General features: G+C 60.2%; 18 protein-coding genes and 2 pseudogenes. 10 read left to right on the forward strand and 10 right to left on the reverse strand.

From position 1 onward, the window contains the following. Positions 1 to 48 precede the first annotated feature (48 nt). On the reverse strand, positions 49 to 873 hold the full coding sequence (locus LCY71_RS20595) for an SDR family oxidoreductase (RefSeq protein WP_225336430.1): 825 nt from the start codon (positions 871 to 873) through the stop codon (positions 49 to 51). Positions 874 to 1,011: 138 nt separating this feature from the next. Further along, positions 1,012 to 2,376 (reverse strand): glucuronate isomerase, encoded by a 1,365-nt coding sequence (gene uxaC / locus LCY71_RS20600; protein WP_225336431.1) that lies wholly within the window; start codon positions 2,374 to 2,376, stop codon positions 1,012 to 1,014. Positions 2,377 to 3,456: 1,080 nt separating this feature from the next. On the opposite strand from uxaC, the gene LCY71_RS20605 reads away from it, so the two are divergent. The 3 genes and pseudogenes from LCY71_RS20605 to LCY71_RS20615 all read left to right on the forward strand — a co-directional run bounded on the left by LCY71_RS20605 (position 3,457) and on the right by LCY71_RS20615 (position 6,816). Further along, a complete protein-coding gene (locus LCY71_RS20605; RefSeq protein WP_225336432.1) occupies positions 3,457 to 4,221 on the forward strand; it encodes an IclR family transcriptional regulator in 765 nt (254 codons plus the stop codon). Positions 4,222 to 4,297: 76 nt separating this feature from the next. Beyond that, positions 4,298 to 5,748, forward strand: a pseudogene (xacF, locus tag LCY71_RS20610) (2,5-dioxovalerate dehydrogenase). A gap of 129 nt (positions 5,749 to 5,877) precedes the next feature. Continuing rightward, complete coding sequence (locus tag LCY71_RS20615) at positions 5,878 to 6,816, forward strand: dihydrodipicolinate synthase family protein (protein WP_225336433.1); 939 nt, start codon at positions 5,878 to 5,880, stop codon at positions 6,814 to 6,816. Positions 6,817 to 6,858: 42 nt separating this feature from the next. Here the strand turns inward: LCY71_RS20615 and LCY71_RS20620 are convergent. Further along, positions 6,859 to 7,097: pseudogene (locus LCY71_RS20620) on the reverse strand (hypothetical protein); the annotation flags it as partial. Between the two features lie 1,666 nt (positions 7,098 to 8,763). Between LCY71_RS20620 and LCY71_RS20625 the strand changes: the two are divergent. Continuing rightward, the gene (locus LCY71_RS20625) at positions 8,764 to 9,855 is read left to right on the forward strand and encodes a Gfo/Idh/MocA family protein (RefSeq protein ID WP_225336434.1); all 1,092 of its coding nucleotides are present in this window, start codon (positions 8,764 to 8,766) and stop codon (positions 9,853 to 9,855) included. Between the two features lie 194 nt (positions 9,856 to 10,049). On the opposite strand, the gene LCY71_RS20630 is transcribed toward LCY71_RS20625, so the two are convergent. The 5 genes from LCY71_RS20630 to LCY71_RS20650 all read right to left on the reverse strand — a co-directional run bounded on the left by LCY71_RS20630 (position 10,050) and on the right by LCY71_RS20650 (position 16,230). Then, positions 10,050 to 11,153, reverse strand: a complete 1,104-nt coding sequence (locus LCY71_RS20630) for an ABC transporter ATP-binding protein (RefSeq protein ID WP_225336435.1) — start codon at positions 11,151 to 11,153, stop codon at positions 10,050 to 10,052. Continuing rightward, complete coding sequence (locus tag LCY71_RS20635; protein WP_225336436.1) at positions 11,150 to 12,295, reverse strand: ABC transporter ATP-binding protein; 1,146 nt, start codon at positions 12,293 to 12,295, stop codon at positions 11,150 to 11,152. The genes LCY71_RS20630 and LCY71_RS20635 overlap by 4 nt, the downstream gene beginning before the upstream one ends. An 8-nt stretch (positions 12,296 to 12,303) precedes the next feature. Then, positions 12,304 to 13,293, reverse strand: coding sequence for an ABC transporter permease (locus tag LCY71_RS20640; RefSeq protein ID WP_225336437.1), 990 nt, complete (start codon positions 13,291 to 13,293; stop codon positions 12,304 to 12,306). Beyond that, positions 13,290 to 14,285: an ABC transporter permease gene (locus tag LCY71_RS20645; RefSeq protein ID WP_225336438.1), complete on the reverse strand. Its 996-nt coding sequence runs from the start codon at positions 14,283 to 14,285 to the stop codon at positions 13,290 to 13,292. Before LCY71_RS20645 ends, LCY71_RS20640 begins: the two co-directional genes overlap by 4 nt. 283 nt (positions 14,286 to 14,568) lie before the next feature. Beyond that, positions 14,569 to 16,230, reverse strand: a complete 1,662-nt coding sequence (locus tag LCY71_RS20650; protein WP_225336439.1) for an ABC transporter substrate-binding protein — start codon at positions 16,228 to 16,230, stop codon at positions 14,569 to 14,571. A 407-nt stretch (positions 16,231 to 16,637) separates the two neighbouring features. On the opposite strand from LCY71_RS20650, the gene LCY71_RS20655 reads away from it, so the two are divergent. Continuing rightward, on the forward strand, positions 16,638 to 17,456 hold the full coding sequence (locus LCY71_RS20655; RefSeq protein ID WP_225336440.1) for a sugar phosphate isomerase/epimerase family protein: 819 nt from the start codon (positions 16,638 to 16,640) through the stop codon (positions 17,454 to 17,456). A 260-nt stretch (positions 17,457 to 17,716) separates the two neighbouring features. Here LCY71_RS20655 and LCY71_RS20660 read toward each other — a convergent pair whose 3' ends face one another. Next, positions 17,717 to 18,712: a Gfo/Idh/MocA family protein gene (locus LCY71_RS20660; RefSeq protein ID WP_225336441.1), complete on the reverse strand. Its 996-nt coding sequence runs from the start codon at positions 18,710 to 18,712 to the stop codon at positions 17,717 to 17,719. A gap of 263 nt (positions 18,713 to 18,975) precedes the next feature. Here LCY71_RS20660 and LCY71_RS20665 point away from each other — a divergent pair, with 263 nt between their 5' ends. Beyond that, positions 18,976 to 19,824: a sugar phosphate isomerase/epimerase family protein gene (locus tag LCY71_RS20665; protein WP_225336442.1), complete on the forward strand. Its 849-nt coding sequence runs from the start codon at positions 18,976 to 18,978 to the stop codon at positions 19,822 to 19,824. A 30-nt stretch (positions 19,825 to 19,854) separates the two neighbouring features. Here LCY71_RS20665 and LCY71_RS20670 read toward each other — a convergent pair whose 3' ends face one another. Continuing rightward, entirely contained in the window at positions 19,855 to 20,595 is a 741-nt protein-coding gene (locus tag LCY71_RS20670) for a sugar phosphate isomerase/epimerase family protein (RefSeq protein ID WP_225336443.1), read from the reverse strand. Between the two features lie 1,176 nt (positions 20,596 to 21,771). Here LCY71_RS20670 and LCY71_RS20675 point away from each other — a divergent pair. From LCY71_RS20675 to LCY71_RS20685, 4 genes are all read left to right on the forward strand, one after another. Further along, positions 21,772 to 22,536, forward strand: a complete 765-nt coding sequence (locus LCY71_RS20675; protein ID WP_225336444.1) for an IclR family transcriptional regulator — start codon at positions 21,772 to 21,774, stop codon at positions 22,534 to 22,536. Between the two features lie 326 nt (positions 22,537 to 22,862). Then, positions 22,863 to 23,243: a hypothetical protein gene (locus LCY71_RS21785; RefSeq protein WP_373325183.1), complete on the forward strand. Its 381-nt coding sequence runs from the start codon at positions 22,863 to 22,865 to the stop codon at positions 23,241 to 23,243. A 149-nt stretch (positions 23,244 to 23,392) separates the two neighbouring features. Next, positions 23,393 to 24,481 (forward strand): mannonate dehydratase, encoded by a 1,089-nt coding sequence (locus LCY71_RS20680; protein ID WP_225336445.1) that lies wholly within the window; start codon positions 23,393 to 23,395, stop codon positions 24,479 to 24,481. Between the two features lie 91 nt (positions 24,482 to 24,572). Beyond that, on the forward strand, positions 24,573 to 25,421 hold the full coding sequence (locus LCY71_RS20685) for an NAD-dependent epimerase/dehydratase family protein (protein WP_225336446.1): 849 nt from the start codon (positions 24,573 to 24,575) through the stop codon (positions 25,419 to 25,421). The last annotated feature ends 25 nt before the right edge of the window (positions 25,422 to 25,446 follow it).

A 25,446-nucleotide genomic window follows, 5' to 3' on the forward strand; every position in this document is an offset into this window, starting at 1 on the left:
CCCGGGCGCCAGTGCGGCCACCCGGGATAGCGTCGAGGGGCGGCCGCCTCAGACGCCGCTGAACGCGGAGAACCCGCCGTCGATCGGGATCACCGTCCCGGTGACGAACTCGGAACCAGGCGCGATCAGCCACAACACGGTCGTCGAGAGGTCCTCCGGATCGCCGAACCTGCCCTGCGGGGTGTGGTCGATGATCGACTGCCCGCGGTCCGTGTACTCGCCGGTCTCCTCGTCGATCAGCAGGTATCGGTTCTGTTCGGTGAGGAAGAACCCCGGCGCGATCGCGTTCACGCGGATGTCCGGGGAGTACTCCTGTGCCATGTGGACGGCCAGCCACTCGGTGAAGTTCGAGACGGCGGCCTTCGCGCCCGAGTACCCCGGAATCTTTGTCAGGGGCGTGAACGCGTTCATCGACGAGACGTTCAGGATCGCCCCCTCTCCCTGCTCGACCATGTACTCGCCGAAGGCCTGCGACGCGAGGACCGTCCCCACGAAGTTGACGTTCACGACGCTCTCGAGGCCCTCCTTCGGCAGGTCGAAGAAGGAGGTGTCATCCCCCGTCGTCGCGTCGGGGTGGTTCCCGCCGGCGGCGTTGACGAGCACGTCGATGCGTCCGTACTCGTCGACGACCGTCTCGGCGGCCGCGTCCAGTTCGGCGCGGTCGAGCACCGATGCCGGAATGGCCATGGCGTCGATTCCCCGGTCCGCGAGTTCGGCGCGTGTCTCCTCGAGCTCCGCTTCGCCACGGGCGAGGAGCGCGACCTTGCCGCCGTTCTCACCGATCGCTTTCGCCATCTCGGAGCCGAGGACGCCAGATCCGCCGGTGATCACGCAAACCTTGCCGTCGATGTCGAAGTCGTTTGGGACAGTCATCGTGTTCTATGATCCACATCACAGCACATGTATGTTCCGCGTTTCCGACGGCGGTGGACGAGCCGGGGGCGAATCGAAGTGCGTCCGATCATCTGGGAAACGGAGTCCGCCGACCGGTCGTAAGAGCGTCCCGTTTCGCTACTCGAACCCGTAGAGGGACTTCGGGCGGTCGTACGCCAGGTACGTCGCGAGGTCCTCGGCGTGGGCCAGGGGCATCTGTCTCTTCTCGACCATCCGTCCGAGGACGTTCGCGAGCGAGCGGCGGAACATCTCGAAGCGAGAGCCGTAGGACATGAGCTTCCGCGAGTCGCTGACCATCCCGGCGTGGTTCACGAGGAGGTCGACGGTGCCCATGTGCTCGAGCTGCTCCTCCATCCCGTACGGGCTGTCGTTGAACCACCAGGCCGGACCGAGGCTGACGTTCGGGAAGGCGCGACTGATCGTCGTCAGCGTCGGGTAGTGGGTCGGATCGACCGTGTAGAGGACGATCTCCATCTCGCCGTCGAACTCGTTCAGGAAGTACTCCAGGTTCTCCGCGATCTCGATCGACTGGGCCGAGACGTCGCCGCCGACGTCGTTCCCGACGGTCTCGTACAGTTCGTCCCGGTAGTCCCGGACCGCGCCGATATGGAACTGGGTCACCCAGTCCTTCTCGGCGTTGAGCCGGCCGACCTGTTCGATCAGGAAGGCCTGGAAGTCGCGGACCTCGATCTCCGAGAGGTTCCGCCCGTCGAGCGCGCGCCAATAGACGTCGCGGGCCCGCCGCTGGCTGACCGGTCGCGTGACCAGTTCGGCCAGGCTGAGGTCGCTCGCCCGACAGCCGTGCTCGGCGAAGCGGTCGTGGGTGTGCTCCAGCGCGTCCAGAAAGCCCGAGAGCGACGAGGTGTCGACGCCAGTCGCCCCCTCCAGATCCTCGACGAACTGCAGCCAGGAGTCGCGGCCCGGATGCAGCGCCCGATCGATCCGCCACGTCGGTCGTACGTCGACGTCGACCGATCCCTCGGCCGCCTCGTGATAGCCGAGATCGTCTGTCGGGTCGTCAGTCGTGCAGAGGACCTCGACGTCCATCTCCGACAGGAGCGCCTGCGGTCGCATCGACCGGGAGTCGAGTTGCGCCTTCGTCTCCTCCCAGATCTCGTCGGCCGTCTCTGCGGAGATCGGCTTTTCGATGCCGAACCGCCGCCTGAGGTCGAGGTGGATCCACTCGTAGGTCGGGTTCCCGGCGAGTTCAGGGAAGACCTCCGCGAGCGCCGTCCACTTCTCCCGGTTGTCGGCGTCGCCGGTTATCTTGCGCTCCGGGACGCCCCGCTTGCGCATCATCGACCAGACGTAGTGATCCGTGGCTGCCTCGACCTCCCAGATGTCGTCCCAGCCGTCGTCGTCGACGATTTCGGACAGGTCCGCGTGCGTGTGCGGATCGACGATCGGCAGCGACTCGATGCTGGCGTACAGCGTCTCGGCCGCGTCGGACTCGAGCAGGTAGTCCTCGGTGAGGAACCCCATGTCGAACCATCGACGATGGCCAGCCAAAAAGATATGGACTGGACGGATCGGTCACCGCTGCGGCGACCAGCAGACGGAGCAAGGCGGGAATTCGCGCCAGGAGAAAGTCGGGAACAGCCGTCGGTAGACGGCGGTGGACACAGAATTCGTCCGTCGGGGGGACGGATCCTGCCCCGCAGAACCGGAGAATCCGCCCTGCGGATGCGTCTGAGGGGCCCCTGGCCCGTTACGGACGACGGAATTCGCGACACGGGAACAGGACGACTATCAGCGAAGAACCAGTGAGAGCGCCGCCGCTACCACTGGCCGAAAGCGGCCCCCTGCGTACGACCCGGAGAGTGGCCACATTACGCATTGCCCCCCTGAAGAGACCGCTAGGCCCATCTTTCGAGAGACCAGAACAGACTAGTTCGCAGTCGGCTATCGGCCAGCTGAAACCCGCCAGTACGTGCAATAGTCGCGTGACAGCGGACGAGACAGACGACGTATCGAGCCCACGTAACAACCGTACCTCCGTTATCCAAACTGGAGCGAAGGCATAACGGACGTACCGTCGTTATCACCATGTCGGCCTTATATAACAAAGGTGCCTTCGTTACACTCGGGGCGGTAACCGAATCGAGTGCCAGCAACGAGGCTCTTCTCGCACACGCGGCACCCGTCGGCCTGTAGGGATATCGGGTCGATCAGCCTCGCTCCGTGGATCCCGCGACCGCGTCGGCGTCTGCGGATGGGTATCGATCAAGTGTGGTCGTCACACGAGAGCGGCGTCTGACGGTTCGTCACTGGCCAGGGCGGCCGATTCGAGAGAGTAGAACACTCAGGGACTGTACGCCAGCGAGAGACAGATCAGGACTCCGGAAGGACGACCCGGAATCGACTGCTGCGATCGGAGTTACCGCTCCCAGTCGAGGAGCATTCCGGAGGGAGCGTTTCGGGTCCAGACGACGGAACCGCGACCGGCGTAGCAAACGGACGTCCATCCCACAGAGCCCCCTGTAGCGAGTCGTACATCGACGCTGACCCGCGATTCGTCAGGCCAGAACAAACGATATAAGGCTCCGGTCGGTAGGTCGTACTATGGCGACGAACGCCCCTCGAACGGTCGAAGCAGTCCAGCGGGCCTGTCGGATCATCGAGACGCTCCAGCGGCAGGGCGAGACGGGAATCACCGAACTCTCGGAGGAGGTCGAGTTCTCGAAGAGCACCGTCCACGGGCACCTCGCGACGCTCGTCGACGAGGGCTGGGTGGTCAAGGAGGATCACACCTACCGTCTCAGTCTGCGCTTTCTCGACATCGCCGAGTCCCTGAAAGACCGGATCGCCGACCACGACATCGTCAGAGAGCAGGTCCGGGGGCTCGCCGAGGAGACCGGCGAGGTCGTCCACTTCGGTGCGGAGGAGAGCGGTCGCGTCGTCTACATGGCCAAGTCCAAGGGGAACGCCGCCGTACAGACCGAGTCGAGGATCGGCAAGCGGATGCCGATGCACTCGACCTCCCTCGGGAAGGCGATCCTCGCCGAGCTCCCGCGGGAGCGAGTCGAAGAGATCGTTGAGCAACACGGGGTGGAGGCGCGGACGGAGAACACGCTCACCGACGTCGAGGCACTGCACGAGAACCTCGCAGAGATCGAGCGCCGAGGGTACTCGATCGACGACGAGGAGAACATCCCCGGCGTCCGGTGCATCGGGATCGCCGTCACCGTCCCCGAAGCGGACGTGCTGGGCGCGCTCAGCATCTCCGGCCCGTCACAGCGGATGACGGACGACCGGATCGAGAACGAGCTCCACGAGAAGATCGCGCAGGCGGCGAACGTCGTCGAGGTCAACTCGATGTACGCCTAACCTCGATCCGCCGGGGGCGTCGTCTCGGGATCCGACCAAAACGCTTGTAAGCCGACCCCGGGACCCTAGAGACGAGATGGCGACAGACCATCGGAACTACGTGAGCGGCGAGTGGGTCGAATCCGAATCGGGCGACGTCTTCGAGGTCAGGAACCCGGCGAACGACGACGAGGTCGTCGGTCGCTTCCAGGACTCGACCCCGGCTGACGTCGAGGCCGCCGTCGACGCTGCCGTCGAGGCGCAGTCGGACTGGGCCGGGCTCCCCGGCCCGGAACGGGGATGGATCCTGCGCCAGACGAGCGCCGCGCTGGAAGAACGCAAAGAGGAGGCGACCGAGACGCTCGTCCGCGAGGAGGGCAAGACGCGGTCGGAAGCCGCGGGCGAGGTCCAGCGCGCCGTCGACATCTTCGCCTACTACGCCCAGAAGGCCCGCGACCTCGGCGGCGTCGTGAAGTCGACCAGCGGACAGAACTCCGGGCTGTCGGCCAGACAGGAACCGCTGGGGACGGTCGGTCTGATCACCCCCTGGAACTACCCCATCGCGATCCCCGCCTGGAAGCTCGCACCGGCGCTGGCGACCGGCAACACGGCCGTCCTCAAGCCGGCGTCGGCGGCACCCACCGTGGCCAAGATCGTCTTCGAGTGCCTCGACGAGGCCGGCCTGCCCGACGGCGCGGCCAACATGGTGACGGGCTCGGGCAGCCGGTCGGGACGCCGCTGATCGAACACGACGCGATCGACGGCGTCTCCTTCACCGGCAGCACCGCCGTCGGGACGCAGGTGGCCGAGACCGCCGCGACCGACCTCAAGCGCGTCCAGTGCGAGATGGGCGGCAAGAACCCCACGGTCGTGATGCCTAGCGCCGACGTCGACGAGGCGGTCGACGTCGTCGGTACCGGGGCCTTCGGGACGACGGGCCAGTCGTGTACGGCCGCCTCCCGCGCGATCGTCCACGAGGACGTCTACGACGAGTTCGTCGACGCGATGGTCGAGTACGCCGAGTCCATCGAGGTCGGACCGGGCCTCGAGGAACCGGACGTGGGCCCGCACGTCTCCGAGAGCGAACTCGAGTCGACCCTCGAGTACGTCGACGTCGGCCAGAGCGAGGGCGCGACGCTGGAGACCGGCGGCGCGGAACTCACCGACGGCGTCTACGCCGACGGCCACTACGTCGAACCGGCCGTCTTCGCCGACGTCGACGCCGACATGCGCATCGCACAGGAGGAGATCTTCGGGCCGGTGCTGTCCGTCATCCCGGCGAGCGACTTCGAGGACGCGCTCCGGACCGCCAACGACGTCGACTACGGCCTCTCGGCCAGCATCGTGACTCAGGACGTGACCGAGGCCGAACGGTTCCTCGACCGCATCGAGGCGGGCGTCGCCAAGGTCAACGAGAAGACGACCGGCCTGGAACTGCACGTCCCCTTCGGCGGCTACAAGGACTCGTCGACCAACACCTACCGCGAGCAGGGCGACGCCGGCATCGACTTCTTCACCACCACCAAGACGGTCTACCGCAACTACTAGTCGCCTCACTGCGCCGTAACTGGACGCAACTGTGCGACCGACCGGCCGGTCGCGGCCGCTCCGGCTGAGGGTCCCGGCCGATCGGCCGGTCCAGTACTATTATATATCGTGCAGGTCATTCTTCTCGCAATGTCGTCATCAGCCGAACGGGTACGGGAGCGTCTCCGCGGCGTCGCGGTCGGACTCCTCACGCCCTTCGATCAGCACCTCGACGTCGAGTACGAGAAGATCGGGGACAACGCGGAATCCCTCTACGACTCCGGCATTCGGATGTTCCTGGCCGCAGCGAACATCAGCGAGTACCACTCGCTGTCCCACGAGGAACGGGTCGACGTGACCGAGGCCAGCGTCGACGCGCTGCCGTCGGACGCCTGCGTCCTCGCGGGCGTCGGCGGTAGCACGGCCAACGCGAAGGAGCTGATCCGCGCGTACGACCGGGTCGGCGCCGACGCGATGATGATCATGCCCCCGGACCACACGTACCTCCACGAGCAGGGGCTGTTGCAGTACTACCGCGAGCTCGCCTCGGTGACCGAGACGCCGCTGGTTCCCTACGTTCGCGGGTTCGACCCGTCGGTGAGCTACATGGCCGACCTGACCCGCCTCGACGGCGTCGTCGGCATCAAGTACGCGCTCCCGGACCCAGTGAAGCTCGGCGCGGCGGTCGAAGCGGGCGCCGACGACGTCGTCTGGGTCGACGGACTGGCCGAACCGTACGCCGTCTCCTTCTGGGCCGAGGGGATCGAGGGCTTCTCGGCCGGCGTGAGCAACTTCCGGCCGGAGGTCGGCCTCGAACTGTTCGACGCCCTCTCCGACGGCGACTGGGGGCGCGCCCGGAAGCTCCGCGACGCCTGTCTCCCCTTCCAGAACTTCAGGGATCGATCCGGACACGACAACGACATCCCCGGCGCCGTCAGCGTGCCGACCGTCAAGAAGGGGCTGGAACTCGCTGGTCTGCACGGCGGCGCCGTCCGTGAACCGCTTCGCCCGCTGACCGACGAGGAGGTACGGCGCGTCGAGACAATCTACGATCAACTGCTCGACGACGTCGACCAGCTCGTCGACTGACGCTGTCGACTACAACCATCCAAGCGGCTTGCCGCTGGAAGATTACGTGACGCATCGTGGTGAGACAGTCGCTACCGGGACCAGTTGTAGTGCGAAGTTTAGAGCATTGTGCCAGCGCCGAAACCTTGTGAGCGATCTTCGGCCGTTTCGGGATCGACGTGGCTGAAGCAGTTCGAGAATGACGCCGTTCATCGCTTGGGTTCTCGAAATATTCGTTCGATAGCGTTCCGATTTCCATGGCAGGACATCTGAAATCGGAGGCCTGCTCGTTGCAGTGCGGTTTAGGTGTCTATCAATGGGCGCAAATTTCGATTTTACTGTACCCGCAAAACCGGATTTCGGGTGTCTATGGATCGACAGCGACGTGCCGCTAAGCTGCGGGTCGGTTCGAATTGCTGTGCCAGTGACGGCGACGTACTCCGAATATCCAGTATCGACTAGTCATTAGACGGCTATCTGGACCAGAACGTGGGCTATTTTTGGTTAAGTTATTCACCAAACTGTCGATTGTCGATGTCATATAGATTAATTATATATAAGAATATCTGACAATTTTCCCACTGCTTTGAACAATCCTTCCGGTTGAATACGCCGTCTTCGACGCGAACCCGTAGCGAGATACGGTATTGAGGCGGTGAATGACGTCTCAGAAACTTCGGCACCCCTGTACAAGGAGACACCTTCACCTCCTGAAGAGGGTAATTCCTGCCACGTAACCATCTGATTTCACAGTATAACGGCCGACCGGCCGGGTCAAGTCAGTGGTCTCACAATCTTCTTTAAGAGTATTTCGATATTGTCTAGTTCCTCCCACATATTTACAACTATATTAGTCAATAGTGTGCAGAATACAGTCTCGTAATATGAGGCGAGGGTACCTGTATACGGGAGGCAATCGCTCGCAATCACCGCAACAACGTAACGGGAGCCGCTCCGGAAATACACTCATCGTTCTTCGCGTGCCGATTAAATATTGCTGGTTCACGACGTGACGTTTACTCACCTACACACGACCTAGTTGTCGGGCAGGTCATCAATTATAAAATATGTCTTATACTACCAACCATATGAGATATGCCTCATATAAGTAGAAGCGTAAATAGTCGTCTTCGATGGCCAGTTCCAGTTCGGAGACGAGAGCACAGTCGAGAGAATCTCTTCAAGGGATCTGTCCCCGATCCCGAACAAAGGCCGGCCATAGTTTTGCCTCGACGAGTCGTGGCGGCTGGGCGGAACGACACTATTCGGTACTATATTCAAGGGATCTGCTGTGTTGCTACAGGCGATCATAAGGTTGTAGATTGGAATACGATACATTTCAGTGGAAAACAGTCAGTATATCCATATGCGGACGTGGAATCGGGGACAATCGCCGAACGCCTTCCGTTCAGCAGAATACTCGGACACGATATCAACATATGTTCTCATATTGATCCGATTGGTTTTTCATCCAGAACCGAATTCGACAGCAGTTATCGAACGTCTGAGAGGACGCGACTTGTTCTGGAAGGACTCCAAAATTCGAGGGATCAGAAACCGTCAAGTACATCTGCATGACGACTGATGTCGCGGTTATTGCGGTAATGCTCGTGAGTGAGCCAGAATTGGGATCGGGCCGGCGATCACGGCTGGCACGGTCGTCTGGTTCTCGTGGTCGTGAGCACAGTCACCGTCAGCTGTGTCGTCGAATACGCGCCTCTCGATGTCCTTCCCAACAGTGCTGATAATTGCACTACCGCCAGCGTGGCTCCGATGACGGCGTTTTGTACGACGTGCGGTATGGGAGGCGCGAAAAGAAGGGACCGACCATCGAGGTCAGCCGCGAAGTGACGAGGCCGCCCCACCGGTCGAGGTAGGATCAATCAGCGATATCCGACCACTCCGAAGCGTCAGTCGGTCCGCCGATACGTTTTTGATGATGAGGCGAAACGTATTGGCACGAGCGCCATGGTCACATCAACTCGTTTCGCTGTCGCTGGTATCGGTGCCGTAGCAGAGTTGCACGCGGAGTCTATCGGCGATCTGGAGAACGCGACACTTGTCGCCGGCTCCTGTCGGACGACAGAGAAGGGCCGTGCCTTTGCAGACGAATATGACTGTGAGTGGTACGAGGAGACCGAGTCGATGCTCGACGAGACCGAACCCGACGTCCTCGCTGTCTGCACACCCAGTGGGAGCCACCTCGAACCGACGAAAGCTGCAGCAGAACGCGGGATAGATATCCTCTGTGAGAAACCACTCGAAATATCGACCAAACGCATCGACGAGATGCTCGAAGCGGTTGACGAGGCTGGCGTCCGTCTCGGCGGAGTTTTCCCCCAGCGGTACAATCCCGTTGTCCAGCAGCTTCGCGACGCGGCAGCCGACGACCGCTTCGGTGACCTATCGGTGGTCAACACGTACGTGCCGTGGTGGCGTGACGACGAGTACTACGGACCGGATCGCTGGCAGGGGACCGAAGCTCTCGATGGGGGAGGCGCACTCATGAACCAGTCTATCCACGGCATCGACGCGATCCAGTGGCTCGCGGGCACTGCGATGTCCGACCTCGACGGTGACGTCAATCCCGTCGAGGAAGTATTCGCGTACACGGCAACACGCGCCCACGACTCGGATCTCATCGAAGTCGAGGACACCGCTGTCGCCGTACTGAAGTACCGCAACGGCGCAGTCGGTCAGATTCTCGGAGCCACCTCAATGTATCCCGGCTCGCTCAAGCGGATCCAGATCGCCGGCCGCGACGGCACGGCTGAACTGCTCGAAGACGAACTCGTCACGTGGCAGTTCCGCGAGGAGTCCGGAGACGACGAGGAGATCCGTGGGGAGTTCGGCGAAGAGACCGACTCCGGTGGCGGTGCGGCCGACCCGATGTCCATCGACTACAGCAACCACCGCCGGAACATCGGTGACTTCCTCGACGCAATCTCCACGGATGATCCATACATGCTCGACGGGACCGAGGCCCGCAAGGCGGTCGAGATCATCGAGTCGATCTACGAGTCGGCCGAGACCGGTCAGCCGGTCGAGATACCGCGATAGTTCCTGCGGTTTCCTCAGTCGAGCCGCGATTTCTCGACGCCGTCTCGTGTATGTCGGGCCTTATTCCCAGCATATGTAAGATAGAGGAACATACGCCGAACTCCGGGAGCGGTCGGTCAAGTTCTATACGCGACTGGTGGTCTATTTCAGCGACGATCCAGAGGGAGAGAAAGACTACTGTGGCGTTGTGTCGGTCACTCTGCGTCCGCTAGCGGTTCGGAGTGCCAGTAGTCATGGTCGGGATCAGCCCGAAAACACGACACTTCGTGTTGTTCCTCGACTTCCATCGTCCCCGGTTGGGTCTTGCACTCCTCTCGTGCGAAGGGACACCGCGTGTGGAACCGACATCCCTCCGGTGGATTCGCCGGATCAGGGACGTCGACTGTCCGGAGCGGTGGCTCCGCTATGTCTTCCTCCCAAGGGTTCAGGTCGGGTGTCGCCCAGAGGAGGATCTTTGTGTATGGATGCTGGGGGTTCTTCATTATCTGGTCAACGGTGCCGACCTCAACGATCTGACCCATGTACATGACGCCGATCTTTCCGCCGCTCTGTTCGGCTAGGTACCTGGCGTTCGAGAGGTCGTGAGAGATGAAGAGGTAGGAGGTATTGAAGATTTCCTGAAGTTCCAGCATCAGGTCCATCATCTCCACGCGAAGCGATACGTCGAGGGCGCTTATCGCTTCGTCCGCCAGTATGAGGTCCGGATTCATCATCAGTGCCCGGATTAGTGCGACGCGTTGTTTCTCTCCCCCACTCAATTGATGGGGATATCTATGGGCGAAGTCCTCCGGCGGCGTCATGCCGACGCGTTCCAGTAGCGAGTAGATCCGGGCCTGTCTGTCCTCGTGGGATAGTTCAGGAGACCACTTCTTGAGCGGTAGCGCCAGTGTTGAAATCACCTTCTGATTCGGATTGAGCGAACTCCCTGGGTCCTGGTGTATAATCTGCAACGAACGGCGGATTTCCTCGTAGGGGACCGATCCGTCTCCTCGCTTCGCTTCCCAGATGTCCTGACCGCGATACCGGATACTCCCGCTCGATGGCTCAATGAGACCGATCGCTGCCTTGCCGAGCGTCGTCTTTCCGCAACCGGATTCACCGACGAGCGCGAGTACGTCTTCCTCGAAGATATCGACCGAGACGTCTGTGACCGCCTGGACGACGTCGGGATCTCCAAAGTATCGCTCGACGATTCCCGAGTCGTTCTCGAACTCGACCGTCAGTCCGTCGATCGATATCAGCGGCTGATCGTCAGCCTGTACCTCGCTACGCTCGTCGACCTGGTGACGTCGGCTCATTGTCGGCCCTCCATCGCTTCACGCATCTCCTGGATGTCCGTGTCCGTATCGTCCTTGATGTAATTCTGGATGTCGAACGAGACCGCGCTGGCCGCATCTTCCCAGTAGTGACACGCGGCTTTATGTCGCATGTCGGTGCTGTCGTCCTGTACGTCGACTAACTCCGGATCTTGCGTGGCACACTGTTCGTCACTCAAGGGGCACCTCGGGTGATACGCACAGCCGGAGGGGGTTTCGATCGGATCTGGGCTCGATCCCTCTACGATCTCCATCTCCTCGAAGGTAGCGTTGATCGTCGGTGTCGATCGAATGAGCGCCCGCGTGTACGGGTGGGATGCGTTGGAAACCATGCGCTCTGTCTCGCCCAGTTCGACAAGGTCGAACGCGTACATCACCCCGATCCGATCGGCTAACTTTGCGACCAGAGGAAGGTCGTGGGTGATGAACACGATCGTCAGATCGTAGTTCTCCTTCAGCTCGTTTATCAGGCTCAGGATCGATCGCTGCATCAGCAGATCCAGCGCGGCAGTCGGCTCGTCCATCACGAGGACTTTCGGTTCAAGGACAACGCTCAGGGCGATGAGGGCGCGCTGCTGCATGCCACCGCTGAGTTCATGGGGATAGGCGTCGAGGACGTGATCCGGGTCTAGGTGGAGATCCTGCAGGAGATTGCCAGCGCGATCCATCCCCTCCTGTTTGTCCACGCCGTGGGCTTCGAGTACGAGCTCGAAGTGTTCTCTGATCCCCATGGTGGGGTTGAACGAGCTCATCGCTCCCTGGAACACCATCGAAATTTCCTCCCAGCGGACGTTCCGGAGTTCCTTCTCCGAGAGGTCCCGGATCGCTATCGACTCACCGTCGTCCGGGTGATAGGTTATCTCTCCGGTGAGCTGTCCGGGATCGACGACGGCGTCGAGGAATGCAGAGGCGAGCATGGACTTTCCGCTACCGCTTTCGCCGACGACGCCCAGCACTTCACCTCGATTAACGGTGAGATCAACATCGTCGAGGACACGCGACTGCCCGCGTTCCATGTCGAACGTCACCGTCGCGCCGCGCATTTCCACGATCGCTTGGTCGCTGCGATCCGTCGTTTCTCGCGCTCTGCTCCGTCCTTGCTGCTCGTCGGTTTGTCCTTGCATGGATGATCTCACGCGTTATTTGCGGATTCGTCCGGGACGCTCTTCTCGTGACGGGCACGGATCCTCGGATTGAATATCCGGTCGAACCCCTGCGAGAGGAGAATCAGCCCCAAAGAGAAGAACACGATCGTCCCGATGGGGATCAGCAGGTAGTGAATGTACTTTAGCGACTGGAGCGCCGGCGAATTGTACGCCTGATTGAGGATGACGCCCCAGTTAGCGTTCGTCCACGGGAGAACCCCGAGGAAGTACAGCGCGACGGAACTGAAGATAATGTTCCTCGCTGAGTTGACGAAGTTTATTAGGATGTACGGCATCACGTTCGGAAGGAGATCCCGGATGAGAATCGTCGCCGTCGAGAGTCCCACGACCTGGGACGCCTCAACGTACGATTCTTCACGGAGCGACAGCACCTGCGACCGGATCGAGCGAGCGATCCCCGACCAGACGTGACTAGCCAGCAGGATACCGACGATCGCCGGATTGCTCGGTTCGATGATGGCCGCTAGCACGATGACGATGATCAGGCCGGGAATCGCGATCGTTGCGTCAGTGATCGTCATCAGGATCTGATCGAGTTGTCCGCGGTCGTAGCCAGCGGCGATTCCGACGACCGTCGCGACCACCGTCGAAAAGACTGCGCCCGCGACGATCATTATCAGCATATCTGGCGTTGCGTGGACGACCAGCCCCAGTAGATCCTGGCCCCGGCCGTCCGTTCCGAAGACGTAAGAGAGGTCCTGGAACGGGAGGATATACCGTTCGGCCTGATTGGGATACGGTTTCGGGATGACGTGCGGACCGACGATGCCCATGACGAGATATAAACTCGTGATGATCAGCCCGGCTTTAGCCCGCCAGTCCTCCCAGAGGATCGTTATCGGCGCACGGACGTATTCGTCGTACACCCGTCTGTACCGTTCGGACCTGGAGACGGTCGACTGAGACGGATCGTAATCAAATATGTTACTGCTGCTTGATGGATCTTTCGTTGTCATTGTGCCTCTCCTTCAGTAGCGGTCCGCGGATCGATCCGTGAGTACGTCAGGTCAGCTATAAGCAGTGCTGTCACGACCGCGACGGTAATGATGAGGAATCCCCCCATCAGTAGCGGATAATCGCGGTGTTCGATCGCGTCGAAGATGAAGTATCCGAGCCCCTCGTACGTGAAGATCTGCTCGAGGACGACCGAGCCGCCGAACAGGAATCCGATCGAAATCATGAGGTTCGTGTACATCGGCAGGATCGCGTTGACAGTGACGTAACGAGTTATGATAGTGCGTTCGGAGAGCCCAGACAATCGGGCGACGCGAAGGTAGTCCGAACCGAGGACCTGAATGCTATTGCTCCGCATCAACAGTGCCCAGTTCCCGAAGCTCGTGAGAACGAGCGAGAAGACGGGCAGGACTGCGTGACGAAACGCACTGCCGACGAACTCTATGTTCAGGCCGGGCGTGTACTGGTAATTGTACTGGCCGCTGGTCGGGAACCAGCCCAGCTGGTATCCGAAGAGGAAGAGGAACCCGATCGCGAACAGGTAGTAGGGAACGGACGTCACGAAGGTCGAAACCAGGGAGGTGGTGACGTCGAATCGCGATCCCTCGAGGTAGGCCATTGCAGCGCCACCCAGGATTCCGATACCGAAACTGAGCGCCAGCGAGGACGACATGATGAACACCGTCCATGGCAGCGCACGGGCGACGATGTCGATGACCGGCTTGTCGTACCAGATTGATACTCCCAGATCGCCCTGCAGGGTCCGAGTGACGTATTCGAAGTACTGGACGTAAAGTGGGTCCTGCGGATTCGCCCGGAGATACGTCTGAATCAGTTCGTTCGCCTCCGTACTTGACATTCCCTGCTGGACGAGCTGTGCCCTGAGGCTCACCATCGGGCCACCAGGCATCAGACGGACCAGCATGAACGTTATCGTGATAACCATTAATATGGTTATCACAGATTGCCCTGCTCTCTTGGCCAGATATGCCATACCATGGTTTGTGACAGCAGACCTTATAATATTTATCCCCATACAATCATATTCGCAGTCGACTGCGGGTTCAGACGCCGAACCGGCCGGAACATGGGGTCCCAGACATCCCGTGAAACCGGACGCTTTTGTACGTCTTGACACATTCCTGCCGACGTCGGTACCAGCGGTTTCTCGGGGGAAAGGCTCCATCCGCACTCTGGCCCGATGGTATTGTCAACCGATTTCAGGTCGTCTCGTCGTCTGCGATCAGGCTCCTCGTCGCACTACCGTACTCTCCGCGTCACGCATTGGGGTCGGCCTCTAACATCCCTTTCCGCGGCAGCCACTCGTACGGTTGCATGACGTTCATGTTGGGATCGTCGTTCTCGATTACACGTCCGGTGTCCGAACTCTGATCCTCGGGCAAGTTCCATTCGCTGGTGTTGTGCCATTGGGTCATGAACCGATCGGTGATACAGAGGTTAGGGAGGTCACGGTTGTAGATCCACGCCAGTTCTCGGAGCTTCTGCGTCGATTCGTCGCCGCTGACAGTCGCGGCCTCGGCGAGTCGATCCTCGACGTTGACCGTCTCGGTTCCGCTGGCCTCCATCGGCGGCCACGGAACCTCCGTCTCCTCAGGGTAGTTCAGAAGCGACCGTAGGTTCCCCTCCGAGAACGGTAGCACGAAGCTGAAGTACGGGTCCGGACGCTGAGCACCGCCGCCCCACCACCTGTAGGTCAGTTCGTAGTTGCCGTTCTGGTAGCGCTCCTCGAACGTAGCCGGTTCGATAATGGAGAGGTCGATGTTGATTCCGAAGCGGTTCAGTTGCGAGGTTATCGTCTCGCATCCCGTCGCCATAACGTTCCAAGTCGGACCGATCAGCTCGAAGGACAGTTTGTCCCCGTCGGGGCCGACCCACGCGTCGCCCTCGTTCTGGTAGCCGGCCTCCTCCAGTAACGCGGTTGCTTCCTCCGAGTTGGTACTGTCCGGACCGTAGCTGTTGAAGCCGTCTGGTTCGCCGATGATCCGTTCGAAGAGGTTCCCTCCCATGACCCCACACGGGTACTGAGTGGGCGAGTTTCCTGCGGCCTGTCCACCGATATTCGAGACCAGATTCGCCCTGTTAATGACGTGGGCGATTGCCTGCCGGACCTTCCGCTTCCCGAGGTGCTTGTTGTCGTGGTTGAAGTGGAGTGCGTATCCACCGAAGTCGGAGACGTCGATTCGCTTGATGTGTTCCGGGAGTTGTTTCTGGGTCTGCTCGTCGATGACGAAGAAAGACACCCCATCAAGCTCGCCACTCTGGAGCGCTTGCACGCGGACGGAGTCCTCGTTGTAGGGTAACGCCTTGTATCCGCTGTAGTTGATGTTGTCCGCCCACGGGTAGTCCTCATACCGCTCGGCTATGAGCGCTTCTGGGGTCATTTCGACGAACTTAAACGGGCCAGTGCCAACGGTCTCCTCCAGACGCCAGTCGATCAGCTTGCTCACGAGGTTGTTCACCTCGTCTTCGCTTTCCGCGTTCTCTAACTCCTCCAATCTCTCTCCGAAAATATCACTCTTAACGTTGGCCGAGAACCAGATCAGATTCTGGAGGAGGATGTTCTCGTTCACCTCCCCGTCGGTGTGGAGCCGCAGCGTCTGCTCGTCGACGACTTCGATCTCGTCAAGGAGGCTCCAGATTTCCTGTCCGACGTAGTCCCAGAGCTTGAGCTGCGTGTAGATGTCCTCCGCTGTGACCGGATCACCGTCGTGCCAGGTGTGGCCATGGCCACCGATCTCCAGATCGACCTGCTCGCCATCGAACGTATAGTCCGAAACGATGCGCGTCTCGTACTCGTCGCTGTCGGGGAGGTATCGGAGGTACCGGTCGTACAGCGGGTACGTCGCCCACTCGTCGACGATGTTACTCGTCGGATTGTAAGGGTTGAACTGCGCGTCCGAGGGCTGCGCGTTTGTCATGTCTGACGCCTGAACTCGGTCGACAATCCCCGAGTTACTGGTCCCGTCTCCAGAACTGGAGTCGTCACCTCCGCCACCTCCGGAATCACCGTCGCCGCTACCCGATTCGCCACTCCCATTACAGCCCGCGAGGGCCGTCACTGCCGTCGCACCGGAGGCCTTCAGCAGACTCCGACGGTCGATCAACTGTTCTAACTCGTGGCGGTCCCTTCTAGACATTCCAACCCAATAGACAAAATACATAATGATAAATCTACCGCCGGGTTATTATCGGGTACTGCAATTCAGGAGTCTAGAGGTCCAAGCCGTACGTTGATCGGAAGGAGCCGCGGTACCGAGCGTCGGGGATCTGTCCAGTAACTATTAGTAGGGGAAAGGACATGTCACACTCGGATATGATGCACACCATGTCTACCATCGGTTGTCCAGAGTGGGATCTGGAAACCGTCTGCCAGCGAGCGAACGAGTACGGATTCGACGGCATCGATTTTCGCGGGCTCGAAGACGAACTCGACATCACACAGACGACCGAGTTCACTGATCGTCTGGACGAGACGAAACGACTGCTCTCCGAATCAGATCTGGAGGTGACCGGCATCAGCTCGAGCATCACCGTCTGTGAGGAGGATGCCAAGGCGAAGAACCGCCGGGCCGCCGAGCGGCTTATCGAGACGGCGAGTGATCTAGACGTGGAGTACGTCCGCGTGTTCGGCGGCGGCGATCTCGCCAACCGGTCACGGTCGGCGCTGGTCGAGACGGCGGCCGAGACGGTAGACGAGATTCTACGGATCGACGGGGCTCGCGACGTCCAGTGGCTAATCGAAACCCACGACAACTGGACGAGCGGGGAAGACTGTCTGAAACTCGTCGATCGGATTTCGGATCCGAACGTCGGAGTCCTGTGGGACGTCGGTCACACAACGCGCGTGGGCGGGGAGAGCCCGCGCGAGACGTACGATTTGATCGGGGACGACCTCGAATACCTCCACGTCAAAGACGCGGTTTACGACGCTGACCACCCCGATGCCATGGACGACGGGTGGCGGTACGTGCCGCCCGGTGAGGGCGAACTGCCCCTCGCTGAAGCTCTCAAGATGTTACAGGCGGAAGGGTACGACGGCTGGGTCATGTTCGAACACGAGAAGCGCTGGCATCCAGAACTCCCGGGGCCGGAAACCGCGTATCCGGAGTACATGGAGTGGTTCGAATCGCTGGACCTCCAGTAGTATCCGCGCTGTAGCCGGTCGAAGCGAGGGCCGGATCGGCCGGAGTCCGATCTGTATCTCAACACGGGGGCGTTCCGTACTTGATCTGGCAACCGATCCGTCTCTCGCTCGTCATCGATAGTCCTCTGGGCTCCGTTCTCCCCCCTCGGGTAGCGTCGCTGCTGCATGTTGACCTGAATAACAGTGGCCCCAAGACCGAGTCTTTACGGAGCGAGTCGACGCACCTACAGATAATCGTTACCGACTACCGATCGAAAGGGTCAGTTGTCAGCCGGTGTCGGACTCAGCGCACCCGATTCGACCATCTCTTCGAGCGGATTGTCGTCGATTCGCAGTGGGAACTCGACGCGTCCACGCTTCCGGACTGACTCCCACGCGCCGAAGATGATCTCCGTAACGTCCAGTGCGCGACGAGCCGACAGCTCGGGTTCCGCACCGTTCTCGAGGCAGTCAACGATGTGGTTGATGCCCGCGGCGATGCTCGATTCGTAGCCGGTTTCGGGATTGTGAACGTCCCACTCCGACTCGCCAGCGCGTCGAATCCGATATCCCGACGCTCCCGAAGGATGCACCTCGATTACGCCGTCGGTACCGATAATCCTGTTCGTGGCAGGTACTGCTTCCTCTCCGAAACCAGTCGTGATGAGGCCGTGAACGCCGTTTTCGTATTCCCACATCGCCATCCCGTGATTCTCGTTGTGAGCACCGTACTTCAGGTGTTCGTTCCGATAGTCTATCCCGCCGATCACCCAGTCGGTGGCGCGCTCGTCGTTGTAGAAGTTCGCGAGGTCGATGAAGTGCGTCCCGTTGTCCAGCAGCTCGCCGCAAGCGACCTCCAGACGCTGGAGCTCACCGATTTCGCCCTCGTCTACGTACTGCTTGGGTTCACGCCAATCGGGATGGAAGCGCCGCTGGTGATTGAACGTCAACTGCACGTTGCGGCGTCCCGCTTCCTGAGCCATCAAGCGCGCGTCTCCCCAGGTCGTCGCCATCGGTTTCTCGCAGTGGATGGCGTCGAGGACTCCGCTCTGGATGCAGTCCATGACGATGGGCGCGTGCGTCGGTACCGGCGTACAGATGCTCACGATGTCGGGGTCGGCGTCTCGGAGCATCTGATTGTAGTCCTCGAAGACGCCCTCGTCGTCGATGTTGAACTCCTCTGCGAACGCATCGCGGTTCTCCTCGACGAGATCGGCACATGCGACGATTTCGCAGCGTTCGTCGTCTCTATATCCCGGTGCGTGACGGTACGCCATGGCCGCACTTTCGCCCCAGACGGGATTGTCCGGTTCCGGGCCGGTACCAATGAATGCAACTCGGTAACGCATGTTACGTTGCTCGCAGAGGGAGTACATAATTCTTCTCCCGCAGACACGTTTCGGAGGCCGACCATCCTAACCTCGTCCTGTGCAGTGCATGCTGGCACGCCAGATGCAGTATCGCACGCTACGTCGGCGGCTATCGACGCACTGCCGAGGGAAACCCTAATTAAATATGGAGCAACATGTCTAAGCGAGTCATGGTACGACAAGACAGTTCGTTCGTCCTTACGGGCTTTGCCGACGAGATTGCACCAGATCTGGAGACACAGTTGGACGTCCTCGATGAACTGGGGATCGAGTATCTCGACCTGCGAAGCGTCGACGACACGAACGTGCTCGACCTGTCGGACGGTAGCGTTGAGCGGATCAAGCAGACGCTCGACGAGCGGGGCTTCGAAGTCTCGTCGATCGGCTCTCCAATCGGCAAGGTAGATATCACCGCGGACTTCGAAAAGCACCGAGATCGCTTCGAGCGGGCTCTATCGGTGGCAGAGGCATTCGAGACGGAGTACATCAGGATATTCTCCTACTACATCCCGGAAGGCGAGGACCCGGCCGACTACCGTGAGGAGGTGCTGCATCGGATGCAAACGAAAGCAGAGATGGCCGAACGGCGAGAGATTACGTTGTTGCACGAGAACGAGAAAGACATCTACGGAGACACGGCGGAGCGGTGCTACGACATCATGACGGCGGTGGACTCACCTTACCTCCGAGCGATCTTCGACCCGGCGAACTACGTAGAGATCGACGTTCAGTCCTATCCCGACGCGTTGATTCAGCAGATCGAGTATGTTGAGTTCTTGCACATCAAAGACGCCGTATTCGGAAAACGGGGCGAGATAGTACCGCCTGGGGAAGGCGACGCGAGTATTACAGCGGTACTCGAAGCGTTCAAGAATCGGGGTTTTCACGGCTTCGTCTCGCTGGAACCCCATCTCGTGGATGCCGGTCCGAAAGGAGGATACAGCGGCCCCGAAGCGTTCAGAACAGCATCGAATGCGCTGACGGACATCCTCGACAGACTCGACGTCCAGTATCGGTAACTGACGACTGTCGATCCGACACTGACCGGCTTAGCTCAGTAGCGAGAGAGCTTCGGCACCGCGTTCTATCGAGACAGTGGGGTTCGATGGGAAGTCGTGTTCGTAGATGAGCCAGTCAGCTCCGGCCTCACTGGCGGCCCGGGCACAAGCTTCCATGTCAACGTCACCGGTGCCGATCTCGACCGGAGTGTTCGTGTCGAGATCGACGTCTTTCATATGAACGAGCGGCCCTCGCTCGCCGATACGGTCGAGGAGTTCCACAGGATCGCTGCCGCCCGCGGCGGCCCAGCCCACGTCGAGTTCAAAGCCGATTTCCGAGGTCCCGTCGATGAGTCTGTCGAATCCGGTGTGTTCACCTAGATCGACGAACTCGTGATCGTGGTTATGATAGTGCAACTCGATGTTGTAGTCTTCGAGTTGATCTTGGAGCAGTTGTAGCCGATCGATTGTCTGATCGACGGCATCAGTCGACTCGAATTCGGTAGCGTCCAGATACGGAACGACGACGGAGTCACAACCGAGCGTTCGGTACGCTTCGACCGTCGCTTCCTGGTCATCCTCGAGTTCGTCGATACCAACGTGAGCGCCGGTTACCTCGAGACCGGTTTCATCGAGCTTTTCGCGGATCTTTTCGGGGCCCGCCTCTCCCCACGTTCGACCACCCGAGAACTGCACGCCGTCGTACCCTGCGTCAGCGACTCGATCGAGAATCTCTTCGACGGACTCGTCTAGCTCACGGACGCTATACAGGTTGATCGCTGTGCGTACCATAGTAATCACAATAGCGCCATTCCTAATTATTTTATCCCCCATTGACTGTTCCAGAGTCCGACCGGAGCGATCAGCCTCCCCAGTGGCGGGTGTACAGAAAGGCAAAAAGCGGGATCACTGAAACGTCGACGACTAGAACTACTCTCGATTGAAGAGGGCGGGAGTTCGCGTCTGCCGAACGGTGACAAAGCGGCTGATACGAGGCCGATTATTCAAACATACACGCCATATACAATGTATTATACAATGACTCTCTCGCTATCGACTCTCGGAGTCGATAATCGGTTGGCACTTCATCTGATCGGATCGATAAAATTCGGGTTGATAGAACAGACTTCGGATTAGAATACCACATAGGGGAGATCCGTTACTGGAGGCAAAATACCAGTGATGTCCATAGATTATCTCGTCTTGACTGAAGTGTGCATCCCATCGCGCGGTATGGTCAGGAACGCTTGAGACACGCCCATTAACACTGCTAACAAAGGACAGTGACTGGTAGGTGCGAAATTCGTGAGAGCAGAACCGAAGTAGCGACGATCATGGACTGAGTAGGGAACTGAGACCGTTCAAGCAGACAGAACTGACTACTGATCCCAACCCGGGGACGCACCTCCAATTATAACAACGGTACTTTTGTCATATTGCCGCTGATCATAGCGATAACAGCACCGTCGGGTGGGAAACTGCGAAAATAACGATGGTGCCGCCATCACAGTATCTACACGGTAATGAAACAGTTGTTATCCGTTGTAAATGAACTACTCAGTCGTACTGCACCGTGTTCATACTACTCCTGTAATGGCCTCGTATCCACTCGCACCTATTAGAATAGCTGCCTGTCAATTTAAAGCGCGTTTCAGTGGCAGAACCATGGTCCTAGCTCCGACGTTCGGAGCGTATTCGGGCCTCTTGGCACCCCAACGGGTGCGATTCGAGAGAAAGAAATGAAATGCGAGCCACCTCCATATTGATTCAGTTTTGCGAGAATCTTCGCCCATTGCGACCTATCGAGGGGGTTTTTGATAGTCTATCCACGCGTCAGCTTCCAATATTCACTGTCGCTCGCGCCTAGCTTTCGCCCGAAGAGGGCAATATCATCGAGTAGCGGATATCTATCTGCCAATTCGGCAGGCAAGAATAAAAGATATAAACCTTCATCTGTATGTGAACGGTATGCCAGCGAACGACACACGAACGGTCGGATCAGTACAGCGGACCTGTCGAATCATCGAAATCCTTCAGGCGAAGGGAGAGACGAGAATCACCGATCTGTCAGAAGAAGTCGAGTTCTCGAAGAGCACCGTCCACGGGCACCTCGCGACGCTCGTCAACGAGGGGCTGGTCGTCAAAGACGACCACACGTACCGTCTCAGCCTCCAGTTTCTGGATATCGCCGAATCACTCAAGAACCGGATAGCCGATCATAACATCGTCAGAGAGCGGGTTCGGGAACTCGCCGAAGAGACCGGCGAAGTCGTCCACTTCGGCGTGGAGGAGAACGGTCGCGTCGTGTACCTGGCCAAGTCCAAGGGGAATGCCGCTGTCCGGACCGAATCCAAAATCGGTAAACAGATGCCAATGCACTCGACCTCCCTCGGGAAGGCGATTCTTGCCGAGTTTCCTCGCGACAGGGTCGAATGTATCGTCCAGCAACAAGAGCTCGCCAAGCGGACGAAGAACACGCTCACGAACCTCGAATCGCTCCACGAGGATCTCGACACGATCGAAGAACGGGGCTATTCGATCGACGACGAGGAGAACATCCCCGGCGTCCGATGTATCGGGATCGCCGTCACTGTTCCCGAAGCAGACGTACTGGGCGCGCTCAGCATCTCTGGCCCGTCACAGAGGATAACAGACGACCGGATCGAGAACGAACTCCACGAACAACTCGCGCAGGCCGCAAACGTCATTGAGGTTAACTCGATGTATTCGTAGATTACACTGAGCCGATTCGTCTACTCGTCCGGTTTAGCTGCGCTGTTGCATCCGAAACGGCAAGCAGATAGCGTCGCTGGCTCAAAAACACTGACCGCCAGCCCTATGATGGTAAGTGATTTGGCTGGCAACAGGTATACCGTCTGGAAGCACGTCACGCTACACTTATGGCGAATTCACGTGGATGCGACCTTCCGCAATAGTCAACTGGGCGACCGATATGGATCGCGTGCGTGAGCGGTTGCAGTCGGCGCGATCAGCGTGCCCGGCGCCTTCAACGCTGTGGCGTCCGGTCGAACGTGTGAGGACGGACTCGATGGACGAGCATGCGGGGGTCGGATCATCAGATACGGACGCTAAAAGCGGCGGCCATGCTCGATGCAGTGCCGTGTGCCGTCCTCGACATCCACTGCTCGGCACACTGGCCCCACGATACATATGTGGGCCATCAGATAGCGCTGCGCAACACGACGAAAGTCGAGAGTCTCGCCGGCGACAAAGGCTATGACGGTCAATGGCTGCAGGACGCACTCGGTGCCAGCGGCGTCCGACTGGTGATTCGCCATCGGATGGTCGCTAGCTACGACCACGTCTGCACCGCACGGTTGGACAGCGAACTCTACAGGCAGCGCAACGTAACCGAGACCGCCTTCTCGGCAATCAGTCACCGGTACGGATCCGCTGCAGGCCACGCGTCTAGCCACTGATTTCGAGAACTGGTGCTCACCGCCGCGGTCTGCAACCTCGAACGCGTAATCAAACGATGCTCACTACGCCGTCACCGGATTCAACAGGGCGAACACGACCGGAGCACTGAACCAAAGACCTTTATCGTGACACCGACGGAGTACTCCATATGGCCCAGGAACAGACGTCTGTCTCCGAACGGGACTCGCTCCCGCTCCGAACCGGCCTCAGAACTAGGACGCTCTCCGACGATCGGCTCGCCTTCTGCCGGCAGGTCGGCGTCGAGGACGTCTTCCTCGATCACCGCGATCCGCGCGGGGACGTCTTCGAGGATGAGGGCAGCCACGACGACGAGACGCTCGTGATCGACGAGGGCGTGGTTCCCTCGGTCTCCGAACTGGTCCAGGCCCGCCGCCGCGCGGAGGACGCCGGGCTGCGGCTGATGGGCATCCAGTCGCTGAGCTACAACGTCTACGGCAAGATCATGCTCGGCAAGGAAGGCCAGGACCGACAGCTCGAGACGATCAAAGAGCTGATCCGCAACGTCGGGCAGGCCGACATTCCCATCCTCGGGTACCAGTGGAACCCCCGCGGGGTCGTCCCGATGCGGACCTCCCAGTCCGTGCGGCTGCGCGGCGACGCGCGCGGCCGCGCGTTCGACATCGACGACATCGACGAGCCCTACGAGCAGGCCCCCGAAGTCAAGCGCAAGTACACCGAGCAAGAGCTGTGGGACAACTACGAGCGCTTCCTCGAGGAGGTCCTCCCCGTCGCCGAAGAGGCCGGCGTCCGGCTGGCGCTGCACCCGGCCGATCCGCCGACGGTCGAACAGCTCGGCGGGATCCCCCGACTGTTCCGCAACGTCGAGGCCTTCGAGCGGGCGATGGAGCTCGTCCCCAGCGACAACCACGGCCTCAAGCTCTGTCTCGGGTGCTTCTCGGAGATGCCCGAGACCGACGTCACGGACGTGATCGAACGCTTCGGCGAGAGCGACGACATCGTCTTCGTCCACTTCCGCGACGTCATCGGGACGTGGCCGAGTTTCACGGAGACGTTCGTCGACGACGAGGGGAGCAACTTCGATCCCCTGGCGGCGATCGAAGCCCTGCAGGACGTCGGCTTCGACGGCGTCGTGGTCCCCGACCACGTCCCGGACGTCGTCGGCGACACCGAGTGGGGCCACCGGTCGCGGGCGCACGCCGTCTCCTACCTCAACGGCCTCATGGCGTGCTCTCGTCGCCACCGGGACGGAGACTGATCGGAGCCGTCCAGTCGCTGTCCGGACTCTGGTAGTCGTTGGCGGGACTCATATCGGAAGATTATTTTCGCTGTCTGCGGACCACTGATGCATGAATGTTCTGGTCACCGGGGCGTACGGTCGGTGCGGTACCGCGATCATCGACCACCTCGAGGACGACTCGGACTACGAGTTCACGTTCCTGAACCGATCGGATCGGCCGGCGGATCACCCCTACGGGGGGTTCGAGACGCACGTCGCCGACGTCGCCGACTACGAGGCGATCCGGCCGGCCTTCGACGGGCAGGACACCGTCGTCCACCTCGCGGCCTTCCCTTACATCGACGGCACCTGGCAGGACGTCTTCGAACCCAACGTCGTGGGGATGTACAACGTCCTCGAGGCCGCGCGGGACGCCGAGGTCGAGACGTTCGTGTTCGGATCGACCAACCACGTGACGGGACTCTACGAGGATGATCACACGCCCGCGCTCTACCAGCCGGAGTGCGACTTCAGCCTGGCGCCGACCGACCCGGTCCGGCCGGACTCCTACTACGCGGCCACGAAGTCGTTCGGCGAGGACCTCGGGCGGTACTACGCCGAGACGGCCGGGAGCCCGGAGCAGTTCTACGCGCTCCGGATCGGGACGGTCCGGCCGCAGGACTACGACCACCCGTACGGACCGGCCGAAGAAGAAGTCGAAGCAGGTGAAATCGAGCGGGGCAGCGACGAGTACCAGCGCATCGTCGCACGGACGAAAGCCACGTGGCAGTCCCGGCGGGACTTCGCTCACCAGATCGAGTGTTGTCTCGACGACGACGACGTCACGTTCGGAGTCTACTACGGAGTCAGCGACAACGATCGACGCTGGTTCTCCATCCGGAACGCCAGGGACGAGATCGGATACACGCCGCAGGACAACGCCGAGGAGTGGGACGAACCGCCGACTCGCGACCAGTAGTCCGATCGCGGTGCACTACCCGAAT

Source organism: Halomicrobium urmianum (assembly GCF_020217425.1).
Classification (GTDB): domain Archaea; phylum Halobacteriota; class Halobacteria; order Halobacteriales; family Haloarculaceae; genus Halomicrobium; species Halomicrobium urmianum.